Source organism: Pararhizobium sp. IMCC21322 (genome assembly GCF_030758295.1).
Taxonomy (GTDB): Bacteria; Pseudomonadota; Alphaproteobacteria; order Rhizobiales.
The window spans coordinates 476,148-489,327 of record NZ_CP132335.1 but is presented as its reverse complement, the minus strand read 5'-3'; the positions used below and the strand labels follow the sequence as shown (position 1 = coordinate 489,327).

The following is a 13,180-nucleotide window of genomic DNA, read 5'->3' as shown; positions in this document are numbered from 1 at the left end:
TGTTGCAGGATTTACGAAATACCGAACCATGGCACGTGCAAAAACCGCACGGCTTAAAGAATCATATCCATCGTCATCATTGCCCCAGTGTCCGTCAATCCACCCGAGCTGCCCGTATAGTGTGGTGTAGTCGTAATAGCGCTGCGCTTCCACTCCGGCGAAAATCCGGCCACTGGTTTCGCTGTCGTCTTCCTTATCCTGGTCTGTATGAAGGTACCCGCCGAAAACACCCAACAGATGAGTGTCGGACCGCTTTGCAATATGTACCGCACCCCCAATACCGTAGTCGTAGCTGTCACCTGCATTAGTATCCGTTAGCTCGCCGAAAATATCTCCCTGTATGATCCAACGCTTGTCGAATATTTTCCCGGCGCGCAAAGCGGCGCCACCAAACAGCACCTTTTGACAATGCTGACAGGCTGCCAAGACAGTCCTCTAGAATAAAATGAGCAGTCCCTGGACAATCAAAGCAAGCGCCAGCGCGGTTACGACGGCGCGTAATGCCGTGCGGAAAAAGGCTTCAGGCAAGCGGTCGAGGATGCGGGTGCCCAGGACTGTGCCCAGATAGCCAGACAGGATCATCACAACAATCAGCGGCACCCAAGGGGCAAAGACAAAACCAAGAAAGCCAAACATTAGTATTTTCAGGAAATGCTGCATGGTCATGGCAATGGCGTGGGTGGCGACAACACCGTGACGGGTTTTTGAATGGGGCGCGTTGATGGACACCACCAGCGGCCCGGTGGCCCCGAAAAACATGGTCAAGATGGCTGCAAGCACGCCGTTCAGAAACACGACCGGCTTTGCGGTCTTTCCGAATTTCGGTTTGGGCATCCAGGTAATCACCAGAATGAAGAGGCCCAGAGCAAGCCGCCAAAGGGTTTCCGGCACCTCCAGGGTCAGCCGACCGGCGAACATTGTACCAAGCACACTGCCCGCTCCAAACCACACCAGTATCCATGGCGTTGCATTACGCCATTGCAACATGGCGCGCCCGGCATTCGAGCCAAGTTGTACAGCCCCATGGACAGGCACCAGCGCGCTCAGCGGCATGCCCAGCCCCATAATCGCGATCAGCAAAACACCACCGCCCAGACCAAAGGCTGCTGAAATGGCCGATGTTCCAAAGCTTGCAATCATCAGAATGAGCGCGAACCACGGCTCAACGGAATCAGGTAAAAAGGACGCCAGCACTTAGCTTGCGTTTCGATGTTTGGAGTACATGTCGGAATCCAGATGAGACCGGTGGGAGGGGTGTTCAATCTAACGCGCAGTTGAAAATTGCACAAGTGCACTCAGCTCTGTGACGTAGATCGCTTGTGGGATGATCTGGCGCATCTCATCACTGCAAAAGGTCACACCCGAAATTCTGAGCACTCAAAAAAAACGCCAAGAGCCCAAACAGCTCTCGGCGTCTTGAATTCTTGCTATCCAGAGTACGAACCCTGGAGTTCCGAATTAGGGAATATACTCTTCACCTTCACAGGTATTGAAGCCTTCGCTCAAGTCGAACGATTCTGGCACGCAGGAAGCATCAGACAAAATAAGTCCAAGAAGATTGTCTTCACCCCAATCATCCGGATCATCTTCACGATGACGGCGAATGAGGGACTTGTCGTCACCAATATAGAAGGTTACGCCGCCCCAGATGCCTTCATAATCGTTCTCGCCGATCCGACCTTCTGCAAACAGGGCAACGCCGCTGGAGAAGATTTGCTGGTCAAGCTGGTACTCAATGCCCAGTGCAAGCGCATGGGTCTCAGCGGTGTAGCGATGGCCAACACTCAGCTCAAGATTATCCATCGCGTAGTAAGAAATGTCACTGAATGCGAACAGATTTTCTTCATCCACTTCAATGACATTATCAACATCAATAAACTCGGCACCGACAACACCTTTGACGGTTACCCGGTCCCAGTAATACTCGGCTTCCACACCAACGCGGCTGATGCCTCCACCCAAATCATCATGATGTGTGTAAGACCCATAGAGGCCCAGCAGACCAATCGTCGGATCGCGCCAGAACAGATGGGCTGCACCGCCACCGACAAAGTCTTCATCGTGAACGCCAACCGCAGCATCCAATTGCAAGCCGTAGCGGGTGCCGACGGGAACCGAGAGCGACCCTTCAAGAGCGCCATAGCCTTCGTCGAACAAAGAGCCGCCGAGAATAGAAATCTTGCCGTTGATGCCCGAAACAGCGGGCAACACAACTGGCTCAACCGGCGTTCCCTCAAGATACAGATCGGCTGCAACGGCTGGTCCGGCAAACACCACACCTGTCACCAGTGCTGTCGATACTAGAAATACGTTTCGGATAGACATAAGTTTCCCCAAATAATTGTTGAACATTTCTAACAAGGAATTTTACGACTATCAATTCCTTAAAGTTGTGGAAATTTCGTTTTTTTGATGCTGCGATAGAATTGCAACGCTTTTCGACATATCACACGTATAAATTGAAAAAGACGCTAAAAACCCAGTCTGGTTCTCAGCGCCTTGAATAGCATATCAGAAGTTTTAGGCAGGGTCGACTTCGGTAACCATTTTCTTACGCGGTTCGCCTGTGCAGCTATTGTAGAAAATAGGTTTGTCAAGAACCGTTATATCTCTACCCGACGACGATCCTTCAGACGTTGACCCAGAATCGCAGGTACCGCCCAAAATCGCTCCCAGAAGATTGTCTTCGCCCCAATCATCCGGATCATCTTCACGATGGCGGCGAATGAGAGACTTGTCGTCACCAATGTAGAAGGTCACACCGCCCCAGATGCCTTCATAATCATTTTCACCAATCCGGCCTTCTGCAAACAGGGCAACTCCACTGGAGAAGACCTGTTGGTCGAGTTGATATTCAACGCCCAGAGCCAATGCATGGGTCTCAGCTGTGTAACGGTGACCAACACTCAGCTCAAGATTGTCGAGCGGATAGTATGACAAATCACTGAATGCGAAGAAGTTTTCATCATCTACGTCAGTGGTAACATCAACATCGAAAAACTCAGCACCAACAACAGCTTTGAAGGTTATCTGGTTCCAATAATATTCGCCTTCCACACCAATGCGACTGACACTGCCACCCAAATTGTCATGATAGGTATGAGAGCCGTACACACCCAGCAACGCCATGCCTGGATCACGCCAGAACAGATGGCCCGCGCCGCCACCGATGAACTCTCCATCATGGGTGCCAACGGCGCCATCCAATTGCAGACCGTATCTGACACCTACCGGGATCGTGATCGATCCGGCCAGAGCGCCATAACCTTCGTCGAACAAAGAACCACCTAAAACGGAAATCTTACCGTTGATACCGGAAACCGCGGGCAGCACACTTGGCGCAACAGGCGTTCCTTCCAGATACATATCAGCCGCCAAAGCGGAACCCGCAAAAGCTGCACCACTAAATAACGCAGCAGAGATAAAAAACACATTTCGTAAAGACATAAAACCCCACTTAAAATCAGCTTGGTGGGTATCAGACGCTGCTTGAATAACAAGCCCACCCACACCAAAAAACGCGATTTTTTCAATAAAAACAGTCATTTAACAATCATAGATACGTCAAAAATCTTAACGCCCCGGAGAGGTAGAGTTGCGAATTCAACCAAAGATCGGCCCGCCAGATGGAACGCTCGCGCGGCTAGTCTGGATCAGTTTTTTCTAGCTAACAGCCCGGTGGTGGGCGGCAATACTGATAAAATGAATGGGGTTTTCACAGCTAAACATTGCGTTTCGGGCCAGCATTAATGGCGTCGTGTCACGAACGAGATGTATCAGTTTTCGTATTCTACAGCGTCACAAACAACGTCACCCGACTCAGCAACTGTTGCTTTCTTGCCAATATGTAAGCTGAATCGGTAGCAAGACCCGTGCTAACCTTTGCCAACACCATGGCAAATCAGCTATGGAGATAACAAATCACTCTGGGAAAGACTAACCGGCACGTGTCTGATGCACTCTGATATTTCCGATGCACGCTGACGCTCTTGTAACCGCAAGACCGAGTTATATCTGATTGTGATCAATTGATAGACAACCAGAACCGTGGAGCTGGCCGTGAGTCTTGTACGCATAATCAGGCAGATGATAACAGAAATGCCGACACGCCAAGTGCTCGGTCGACGGGCAATTATCGCCCTGTTGCCTTTCGTGCTGCTGCCTTTCGTGCTGGTGTCGTCCCAACCCGCCATTGCTGCTCCCTACATTCTGGTTGATATGAACAGTGGTCGCATTCTTGAAGAAAAAGACGGGCTGACCCCCTGGTACCCGGCTTCCGTGACGAAGCTGATGACCTCCTATGTGACTTTTGAAGCCATGGCAGCCGGCGAACTGACCATGCGGTCCGCTGTGATTGTCTCGCAAAACGCACTGAACGAGCCACCCAGCAAGATGGGTTTTCGAGTCGGCACCGAAATTACCGTCGAAAATGCTCTGAAAATGGTTCTGGTGAAATCGGCCAATGACATTGCGGTGGCACTTGGAGAAGCGGTCTCCGGCACCGAGGCGAAATTCGTCGCCCGCATGAACACGACGGCGCAAAGACTGGGCATGACCGGCACGCGGTTCCGCAATCCAAACGGCTTGCCTGCCAAGGGTCAGACGACCAATGCACGGGATATGGCTGTGTTGACACAAGCCATATTAAAGCGTTTCCCGGAACATGGCGATCTGTTCAAAATCACCGCCATCAAGGCCGGCAAAAAAGTCCTGCGCTCCTACAACCCATTGCTAACGCGCTACAGCGGCGCCACCGGCATGAAAACAGGCTTCATCTGCTCCTCCGGTTTTAACATGGTTGCGACAGCCAAACGCGGCAACAAGCATTTGATCGCGGTCGTCTTTGGCGCGCCCTCTTCGCAGGAACGTGCGGAAGAGGCTGCCAGGTTGCTGAACAAGGGGTTTCGGGCCTTTGGCTTCAAAGGCCGCCGGAATGTGAGCAAGTTCAAGGCGTCCGGCCTGACCACAGAGCCCGTTGATCTGCGCCCGCAAATCTGTAGCAAGGAAGCGCGTACAGAACGTTTCAAGCGCCTGGAAACCTACAAGATGGGTGAAGGTAAATCCCTGCTCAGCAAAAATGTTCTGGTCAGCACAGCCCCGATTGTTGTGCGCACTGGCAATGCGATCAAGACCATCGCAGCCAATTTGCGCAATGCGCCCACACCAGTGCCGCGCCCCAACATTGTCCTGACATCTTTGCCGAAGCCGATTGTGGCCAATGCATCAGGCAGCGCTGCAACATCCGATAACTCAGCGGCCGATCAGGTTGATACCGGCGATGGTGATGGCGACAAAAGCCAATTAACGTCTAAAACAACGCCGGGCGGTATTCCGCTCCCGGTCAGTCGCCCCGCATTTTCCAAAACCGGAGAAGTATCGGCCAATTCCGCGGCAGGTCATCAGGTACAATGAGGCGGGCTTCAGGCTCGCGGGCCTAAAGTCTCAAGCTTCCGGGCCTCAAGATCCGGGCTTCCGGTCCGATCTGTTTGATCTGACTGCTTGTCTCTATCCTTTTTCAACAAAGTAATGGACAGCGTCCCCATGCGGCTCCTGCCGCAACAGTTTGTGGCGATGTTCTGTGCAGAAATGCGGTATGTCGATGGTTGCCATGGGATCGGTGCTGATCACCTGCAACACATCGCCTGCAGCAAGAAGACGCAATGCTTTCTGGGCTTTGAGCACGGGCAGCGGACATTGCAGGCCCGTCACATCGAGCACAGTGACGCTGCTTTCATTCGGTGTTCCGCCACTAGCGGCCTGGCCTGTATCGCTCATAAGGGTCTGCACCAATCTTCCAAGTCATTTGTGCTGTTCTGGCAGAAAACCAACCAAGAAAGCAATTGTTGAACTTGGTGATTCTGCACGGTATCGTTCAATCCGAACACAAAATATTGAGTAGCAAAGGTGGTCAATACCTATTAATCGGGGACCTACCGGTTGGGGGCCGTAACAAGGGAGGATGCGTGGACCTTTTTGCAAGGATACGCAGTGAATATGCCTATCTGTCCGGCGCAATCCGCACTTTGCGACGTCTGAAACCGGTTGTCGAGAAAAAGACACGCCTGTGGCCGGATGTGCTTGAAGAGCTGGCCGACAGGTACGGTGACAAGCCTGCGCTGCTCAGCCACAATCAGCAACTCACCTATGCCGCCTTTATGGGCCGCGCGAACCAATATGCGCATTGGGCCAAAGCACAAAACCTGCAAAAGGGCGATGTGGTTGGACTGCTGATGCCGAACTGTCCGGAATTTCTGGCTGTCTGGACCGGAATTGCACGCGCTGGCGGTGTTACGGCTCTGTTGAACACCAATTTGCGGGAGACGTCCCTGGCCCATTGCGTGAACATTGTCACGCCGAAGCATATCATCGTTGATGCAGCGCTGGCCGGACAATTTACAGATGCCGAGCAGCATCTGGAATACGGGTCGGAATCAGAGCGGCCCGAGCTCTGGGTCTATGGCAACGCTGCAGAAAATGGTGCCAGCTCGGAGGGAACATTCAAGCCCCTGAAGCCATTGGTGGACGCGGCCGATGCCGGGCCGCTGCCCCCTGAAGACCGGCCCGCCATCACCACCGATGATAAATGCCTCTACATCTATACAAGTGGCACCACCGGTCTGCCGAAAGCAGCAAACATCAATCATTATCGGGTTCAGGCGATCATGCATGGCTTTTCTGCGGCCACAGGTGCCAGCGATCAGGACCGCATGTATGATTGCATGCCAATGTATCATTCGGCAGGCGGGTTGATTGCCACAGGCTCGGTTCTGACCCGTGGCGGTTCCGTGTTTATTGCCGAACGCTTTTCAGCCAGCACTTTCTGGGACGATGTGGTCGATAATGACTGCACCATGTTTCAATATATTGGTGAGTTGTGCCGCTATCTTCTCAATTCCCCGCCCCATGCCAAGGAACGATCCCACAAGATCCGCATGTGCAATGGCAATGGCTTGCGGCCTGATATCTGGGAGGCGTTTCAAAGCCGGTTTCAGATTCCACACATTCTTGAGTGGTATGCTGCCACGGAAAGCAATGCGGTTTTCTTCAATTTCGATGCCAAGGTCGGCGCTATTGGCCGTATTCCAAAATGGGCCGAGCATAAATTCGTCACGGAAGTCGTGCGGTTTGACTACGAAACCGAAGCGCCGAAACGCAATGCACAGGGATTTTGTGAAATCTGCGACCCTGGTGAGACCGGTGAGGTCATATCGCAGATTCTCAATGATCCGAAACGACCGAGCCAACGCTTTGAGGGCTACAGCAACAGCCAGGAAAGCCAGCAGAAGGTTCTGGGCTCTGTTTTTGAACCGGGGGACCGCTGGTTTCGGTCCGGCGATCTCATGCGCCGGGATGCGCTGGGGTACTTTTACTTTATCGACCGCATCGGGGATACATTCCGCTGGAAAGGCGAAAATGTTGCCACGTCAGAGGTGTCGGAAAGCCTGACCAATTTTGCCGGCGTCCATGAAGCCAATGTCTATGGCGTTTCGGTTCCCGGGATCGAAGGCCGTGCAGGCATGGTGGCTCTTGTGGTGGAGGATGATTTCGATCCGGCTGCCTTCTACACCCATGTGCGCAAGGCCCTGCCCGACTACGCGCATCCAGTATTTCTGCGCCTGCAAAACCACATTGAAGTCACAGGCACGTTCAAGCAGCGCAAGATTGAACTGGTGAAACAGGGTTTTAATCCTGATGGGCTTTCAGATCCGCTGTTTATCATTGACGACGGGGCACAATCCTATGTGAACCTGACACCGGCGCTTTACGAGGACATATGCTCTGGTAAAAGGCGGCTTTAAATGGCCGTTTGGTTTTCGGCAAATTTTCGAATTGGGACATCATGACAGGCAATATTCTCGCAATCGATCAGGGAACGACATCGAGCCGCTCCATCATTTTTGACGCCTCACTGGCATCCATCGGCTCCAGCCAACAGGAATTCACGCAGTTTTTCCCTAAATCCGGCTGGGTGGAACATGATGTGGAGGAAATTTGGGACAGTGTTGTGGCCACCGGTCAGGCCGCCCTTGCTGATTGCGGACTGGGTGCAGACGCAATTTCCGCCATCGGCATAACCAATCAGCGCGAGACCATTGTGGTCTGGGACCGCAATAGCGGGGCTGCCATCCACAAGGCTATTGTCTGGCAGGACCGGCGCACAGCAGAGTTTTGCGCACAACTGAAATCCGAAGGTCATGAGCCTTTGTTTACGGAAAAAACCGGCTTGCTGCTGGACCCCTATTTTTCGGCAACGAAGCTGGCCTGGATGCTGGATCACGTAGAGGGTGCCCGTGCGCGCGCAGAGGCGGGTGAGTTGGCGTTTGGCACTATCGACAGTTTTCTGATCTGGCGTCTGACCGGCGGCAAATCCCATGTCACAGATGCCACCAATGCAGCCCGGACCCTGATTTTCAACATTCACACCCAGGATTGGGATGATGAATTGCTGGACATTCTCAAGATCCCCCGCGCTTTGCTGCCTGATGTGCTGGATTGCGCCAGTGATTTCGGCACCACAGAAGCTCATATTTTCGGGGCTGAGATTCCCATTGCCGGCGTCGCGGGCGATCAGCAGGCTGCTACAATCGGTCAGGCCTGTTTTGAACCCGGCATGTTCAAATCCACCTATGGAACCGGCTGCTTTGCCCTTTTGAATACAGGCGACAAGCCGGTTCCTTCCAATAACAGGCTGCTGACAACGATTGCCTATCGGCTGAATGGCAAGGTCACTTATGCGCTGGAAGGCTCTATCTTCATCGCTGGCGCTGCTGTTCAATGGCTGCGTGATGGCATGAAAATGCTGGGCGATGCCAGCCAGAGTGGTGCCATGGCAGAGGCGGCTGATCCGCATCAAAATGTCTATCTGGTGCCGGCCTTTGTCGGACTTGGCGCGCCTTATTGGGACGCGGAGGCACGGGGTGCCATTTTCGGCCTGACACGCGGATCAGGCCCCAATGAGCTGGCCCGCGCAGCGCTGGAGGCGGTGTGTTATCAGACCCGTGATCTGCTGGAAGCCATGCACAAGGATTGGGCGGCAGATGCGGATACGGTGTTGCGGGTTGATGGCGGTATGGTGGCCAGCGACTGGACCATGCAGTTTCTCGCCGATATTCTGGATGCCCCGGTTGATCGTCCGACCATATTGGAAACCACGGCATTGGGAGCTGCATGGCTGGCAGGCCATCAGGTTGGTGTGTGGGGCGATCAGGAGGCCTTTGCAGCGCGCTGGCGTCTGGACCGGACCTTTACCCCTGACATGGATGAAGACATGCGCGCGCAAAAATATGCGGGCTGGAAAGATGCTGTCAGCCGGACACTGAGCAAGCCAGCCTGAGATTTGCTCAAACAAAAACCCGGATCTGGATGATCCGGGTTTGCTGTCATTTCAAATTTCAATCATTTCAGACTGCGATAAGGCCAAACTGCGATAAGGCCAGACTGGGATAAGGCCTCACTGCACTGAAGCCTGATCAGACCGGTGCCAGCACCATTGTCATCTGGCGGCCTTCCAGCTTTGGCGGCATCTCTACCTTGGCAATATCCTTGGTGGCTTCCTTGACGCGCATCAAAACCTGCATGCCCAGTTCCTGGTGGGCCATTTCACGGCCACGAAAACGCATGGTCACCTTGACCTTGTCGCCCTCTTCAAAGAACCGGTTCACTGACCGCATCTTGACCTCATAATCATGGATGTCGATATTGGGTCGCATCTTGATTTCTTTGACGTCGACGGTCTTCTGCTTCTTGCGGGCTTCCGCAGCTTTTTTCTGGGCCTGATATTTAAATTTACCGTGGTCCAAAATTTTACAGACAGGCGGTTTGGAATTTGCTGCAATTTCTACAAGGTCCAACCCTGCTTCAGCGGCCATTTCCAATGCGCGTGCGGTTGGCACGATGCCGTGGTTTTCACCTTGATCATCAATCAGCTGGACATCGGCTGATGTAATTTCCTTGTTGGCCCGAGGGCCTTCTTTCACTGCCGGAGCGGCTCTATGGGGACGGCGAATGGTGGTTTACTCCTGATTATTAAAGATATGCGCTAGATTGGTGTTGGCGAGTCATTAGTCCAGTGTTGTGTAGCATATTGAATGCAGTTTCATCATCCTGAACAAAGTTTCCGGCAATTTGTCGGCAGTCCTCCGCCCACACGTGCTTAAAATCCTGTGCTGCGACGAAAAAGTCAAGAACTCTGCTGTTCTGAAGGCATAAAACATTAAAATTTTGCAATCATTGTGCCGCTACGGGATTCAATTTTGCTTTTTGGCGCTTAAAAGAGCGCTATAAACCTCCAATGTCTGCGCGCACATGGCCTGCAAAGAAAAATGTCTGGACACATACTCCCTTGCCCGTGCGCCAATGAGGCCACGCGCTTCCGGCCGCATACTCAGAACGAGTTGCAACGCCTGAGCCATCGCATCCGCATCGCCCGGTGGCACGCGCCAGCCAGTGCGCTCAGCTTCACTCACATCCGGCGGTGCCAGAATTGTTTCTTTTGCGCCGCCATGATCGGTTGCGATGGTCGGAACTCCGGCTGCGCCTGCCTCGACAGCGGCGCGCCCGAACGCCTCCTGTCGCGTAGAGGCCACAACCATGCATGTGGCCAGGCTCAGCGCTGCCGGCACATCATCACAATGGCCGACCAGACGGATATGATCGCTCAATCCACGCGTTTCAATGGTTTGGCGCAGTCGCGTTTCATAGGCGGCATCGCCCTGACTGCCGCCTGCCAGGATCAGCAGGGGTTGATCTGGCCCACTGGTTTTCAGTACCTCGGCCATGGCGTCGATCAACACTTCCTGGCCTTTCCAACCGGTCAATCTGGCAACATTGAGGATCATTGGGCGGCCGGTGTCCGCTGGTTTCAGACCCCATTTCCGCCGCAGTGCTTCACTGCGTTCCAGAGAGACCGCATCCGGTGCAAATGCTTTTATATCCGTGCCGCGATAAATCTTGTTGATCCGCTGCTTTGCTGCTGGTGCGCGTTCCGCAACAAGTGCAGCAGTCATGCCGGAATTGGCGATGATAACGTCACTGCGGGTCATGGCCGAATTGTAAAACGCCTTCAGCTTATTGGTCTGGTTATAATTGCCATGATAGGTGGTGACGAAAGGGCGCCTGGTCCAGCGGGCCGCCCACAGCGCCGGCCATGCCGGTGCGCGTGAGCGGGCATGAATAATATCTACATTGTTCTGTTGGATCAGCGTTTGCAGCCTGAATGCGGTTATCACCATCTGGACCGGATTTTTGCTGGCGGCTTTCATGGCGATATACTCGCCACCGGCCGCTTCCAGCTCCGATACCATGCCGCCATGCTCTGCGACCACAATGGCTCTGCCACCAGCGTTGGTAATGGCCTGTGCAATATCAACCGTCGTGCGTTCCGCGCCGCCAGCTTCCAGGCGCGGAATAATCTGCAAGATGGTCTTGCCCGTAAGATCGGTCGTTCTTTTCATAATTTCTAGTTGGTCATAATTTCTAATTGGGCCAGTTATTCAGGAGCGAAATTGGTGCCGGCGCATAAGTGTGTTTGCATTCTTGTTCTGATCGTCCCGCTATGGCATCAAACGAACCGAAAGACCAGCCAGTGCGAGAGCCCGATATGCCCGATATAACTGACATGCCAAATGATCTGCCGCCGCCTGAGCACCATGACATTGGCCATGGTGCGGAGCACCGGGATATTGCTTATCGTCACAGACCCGCAACAAATAACGCCAAGCCCGGCCTTTTCTGGCTGGGCGGCTTCAAATCCGACATGGATGGGTCCAAGGCCCTTGCCATTGATGACTATGCCAGAGTGAACGGCCTCAGCTTTACACGGTTTGATTATTCCGGCCACGGCCAGTCTGGCGGCGACTTTCTGGATGGCACGATTTCGCGCTGGCTGGAAGAAGCAGAAGCCATTGTCAAAGCCACAGCCAATACCGGTGAAAAGCGCATTGTGATCGGCTCTTCCATGGGGGCCTGGATTGCGCTGTTGCTGGCGCAGAAGCTGCGGCGGAGCGATGATGTGTCAGTCCATGGTCTCGTGCTGATTGCACCGGCGGTGGATATGACGGCTGATCTGATGTGGGACAAGATGCCGGATGCGGTCAGGGCCACGCTGATGCAAGATGGCCAAATTGAAAAACCCAGCGAATATTCAGATGACCCTTACATTCTGACACGCGATCTGATCGAGGATGGACGGCAACATCTGTTTGGGGCGGACATTATGGAGATGGGATGTCCTGTTCATATTCTACAGGGTGGTCTTGATACAGATGTTCCGCCATCCCATGCCCTGAAGCTGGCCAGCCAGTTGCCTTTGGATGATGTGGTTCTGTCAATGATACCGGGTGGTGATCACAGGCTTTCGCGGCCAGAAGACCTGCAACGGCTCACACGCAGCATCGACACCTTGCTGATATGATGTAAAATTGGCCCGGCAGGGGGATTCCACCATTGACGGATGAACCGCTTTACCCCTATAAGGCGCGCCATATGGTGGCAACCGTGATTGCCGCCCTTTTCGTTTTAATCACCGGGTGATGAATGACTGCCGGAATGGCCAGTCTGAATTGCCCTATGCAAATAGAGGGGCTCAAGCCCATGGCTAATACACCTTCAGCCAAAAAGTCCGCGCGTAAGATTCTTGCACGCACCGAAGTGAACAAAGCGCGCCGTAGCCGTATCCGCACTTACCTGCGCAAAGTCGAGGAAGCTATTGCTTCCGGCGTTAAGACTGATGCTGCAGCCGCGCTTAAGGATGTTCAACCTGAATTGATGCGCGCTGCGGGTAAAGGCGTACTGCCGAAAAACACCGCGTCACGGAAAGTATCCCGTCTGGCGGCCAGAGTAAAAGCGCTCAGCGCTTAAGCTTCCTTGCCGAATGGTCCGAGATGCAGCTCAGCCATCGCTGATGAATGCTGGTTAAATATTTTTTGACTTTTGCCTGGCTTCAGAGCCGGAACTTTAAGTAGAACTTACTGATACAATTACGAAAATGGCTCGCTTCAAGGCGGGCCATTTTTGGTTTCGGGTTTTGCGATCCCAAGCCCCCTTCCGAACCTGCATCAGCGCAGCTTGAACTAAGTCATTGAAGACTCACGACGAATCTTACTCGGCTACCAAGTTGTCTTTTTTTGTCCATATATTTCAATATGTTACGAACCGCCCACACACCAATTTAGCCTAAGGA

The 13,180-nt window shown here is 53.3% G+C and carries 12 protein-coding genes; 6 read left to right on the top strand and 6 right to left on the bottom strand.

Going from position 1 to position 13,180, the window contains the following annotated elements; translation table 11 throughout:
* The first annotated feature begins 9 nt into the window (after positions 1 to 9).
* The gene (locus tag RAL91_RS24995) at positions 10 to 57 is read left to right on the top strand and encodes a hypothetical protein (RefSeq protein WP_371932517.1); all 48 of its coding nucleotides are present in this window, start codon (positions 10 to 12) and stop codon (positions 55 to 57) included.
* 378 nt (positions 58 to 435) lie between these two features.
* Here RAL91_RS24995 and RAL91_RS02475 read toward each other — a convergent pair whose 3' ends face one another.
* The 3 genes from RAL91_RS02475 to RAL91_RS02465 form a co-directional block, all read right to left on the bottom strand.
* Entirely contained in the window at positions 436 to 1,194 is a 759-nt protein-coding gene (locus RAL91_RS02475) for a sulfite exporter TauE/SafE family protein (protein ID WP_306259403.1), read from the bottom strand.
* 264 nt (positions 1,195 to 1,458) lie between these two features.
* Entirely contained in the window at positions 1,459 to 2,325 is an 867-nt protein-coding gene (locus tag RAL91_RS02470; RefSeq protein WP_306259401.1) for a hypothetical protein, read from the bottom strand.
* 195 nt (positions 2,326 to 2,520) lie between these two features.
* A complete protein-coding gene (locus RAL91_RS02465; protein ID WP_306259399.1) occupies positions 2,521 to 3,546 on the bottom strand; it encodes a hypothetical protein in 1,026 nt (341 codons plus the stop codon).
* 552 nt (positions 3,547 to 4,098) lie between these two features.
* Between RAL91_RS02465 and RAL91_RS02460 the strand changes: the two genes are divergently transcribed.
* On the top strand, positions 4,099 to 5,412 hold the full coding sequence (locus RAL91_RS02460) for a D-alanyl-D-alanine carboxypeptidase family protein (protein WP_306259397.1): 1,314 nt from the start codon (positions 4,099 to 4,101) through the stop codon (positions 5,410 to 5,412).
* Between the two features lie 93 nt (positions 5,413 to 5,505).
* Here RAL91_RS02460 and RAL91_RS02455 read toward each other — a convergent pair whose 3' ends face one another.
* Positions 5,506 to 5,775, bottom strand: a complete 270-nt coding sequence (locus tag RAL91_RS02455; protein WP_306259395.1) for a sulfurtransferase TusA family protein — start codon at positions 5,773 to 5,775, stop codon at positions 5,506 to 5,508.
* Between the two features lie 188 nt (positions 5,776 to 5,963).
* Between RAL91_RS02455 and RAL91_RS02450 the strand changes: the two genes are divergently transcribed.
* Positions 5,964 to 7,799, top strand: a complete 1,836-nt coding sequence (locus RAL91_RS02450; protein ID WP_306259394.1) for a long-chain-acyl-CoA synthetase — start codon at positions 5,964 to 5,966, stop codon at positions 7,797 to 7,799.
* A 41-nt stretch (positions 7,800 to 7,840) separates the two neighbouring features.
* The gene (gene glpK, locus RAL91_RS02445; protein WP_306259392.1) at positions 7,841 to 9,334 is read left to right on the top strand and encodes a glycerol kinase GlpK; all 1,494 of its coding nucleotides are present in this window, start codon (positions 7,841 to 7,843) and stop codon (positions 9,332 to 9,334) included.
* 136 nt (positions 9,335 to 9,470) lie between these two features.
* Here glpK and infC read toward each other — a convergent pair whose 3' ends face one another.
* Complete coding sequence (gene infC / locus RAL91_RS02440; RefSeq protein ID WP_306262741.1) at positions 9,471 to 10,007, bottom strand: translation initiation factor IF-3; 537 nt, start codon at positions 10,005 to 10,007, stop codon at positions 9,471 to 9,473.
* Positions 10,008 to 10,247: 240 nt separating this feature from the next.
* Positions 10,248 to 11,453, bottom strand: a complete 1,206-nt coding sequence (locus RAL91_RS02435; protein ID WP_306259390.1) for a glycosyltransferase family 4 protein — start codon at positions 11,451 to 11,453, stop codon at positions 10,248 to 10,250.
* A 146-nt stretch (positions 11,454 to 11,599) separates the two neighbouring features.
* Here RAL91_RS02435 and RAL91_RS02430 point away from each other — a divergent pair, with 146 nt between their 5' ends.
* Both RAL91_RS02430 and rpsT read left to right on the top strand, forming a co-directional pair.
* Complete coding sequence (locus RAL91_RS02430) at positions 11,600 to 12,412, top strand: carboxylesterase (RefSeq protein WP_306259388.1); 813 nt, start codon at positions 11,600 to 11,602, stop codon at positions 12,410 to 12,412.
* A gap of 179 nt (positions 12,413 to 12,591) precedes the next feature.
* Positions 12,592 to 12,858 carry a 30S ribosomal protein S20 gene (rpsT, locus tag RAL91_RS02425; RefSeq protein ID WP_306259386.1) on the top strand — a complete coding sequence of 89 codons (267 nt, stop codon included), beginning with the start codon at positions 12,592 to 12,594 and terminating at the stop codon, positions 12,856 to 12,858.
* The last annotated feature ends 322 nt before the right edge of the window (positions 12,859 to 13,180 follow it).

What these genes read in the sequence shown, in the direction of transcription:
- RAL91_RS02470 (WP_306259401.1), bottom strand. Translation starts at nt 2,325, where the DNA reads ATGTCTATCCGAAACGTATTTCTAGTATCGACAGCACTGGTGACAGGT.
- RAL91_RS02465 (WP_306259399.1), bottom strand. Translation starts at nt 3,546, where the DNA reads ATGACTGTTTTTATTGAAAAAATCGCGTTTTTTGGTGTGGGTGGGCTT.
- RAL91_RS02460 (WP_306259397.1), top strand. Translation starts at nt 4,099, where the DNA reads ATGCCGACACGCCAAGTGCTCGGTCGACGGGCAATTATCGCCCTGTTG.
- RAL91_RS02455 (WP_306259395.1), bottom strand. Translation starts at nt 5,775, where the DNA reads ATGAGCGATACAGGCCAGGCCGCTAGTGGCGGAACACCGAATGAAAGC.
- glpK (WP_306259392.1), top strand. Translation starts at nt 7,841, where the DNA reads ATGACAGGCAATATTCTCGCAATCGATCAGGGAACGACATCGAGCCGC.
- RAL91_RS02435 (WP_306259390.1), bottom strand. Translation starts at nt 11,453, where the DNA reads ATGAAAAGAACGACCGATCTTACGGGCAAGACCATCTTGCAGATTATT.
- RAL91_RS02430 (WP_306259388.1), top strand. Translation starts at nt 11,600, where the DNA reads ATGCCCGATATAACTGACATGCCAAATGATCTGCCGCCGCCTGAGCAC.
- rpsT (WP_306259386.1), top strand. Translation starts at nt 12,592, where the DNA reads ATGGCTAATACACCTTCAGCCAAAAAGTCCGCGCGTAAGATTCTTGCA.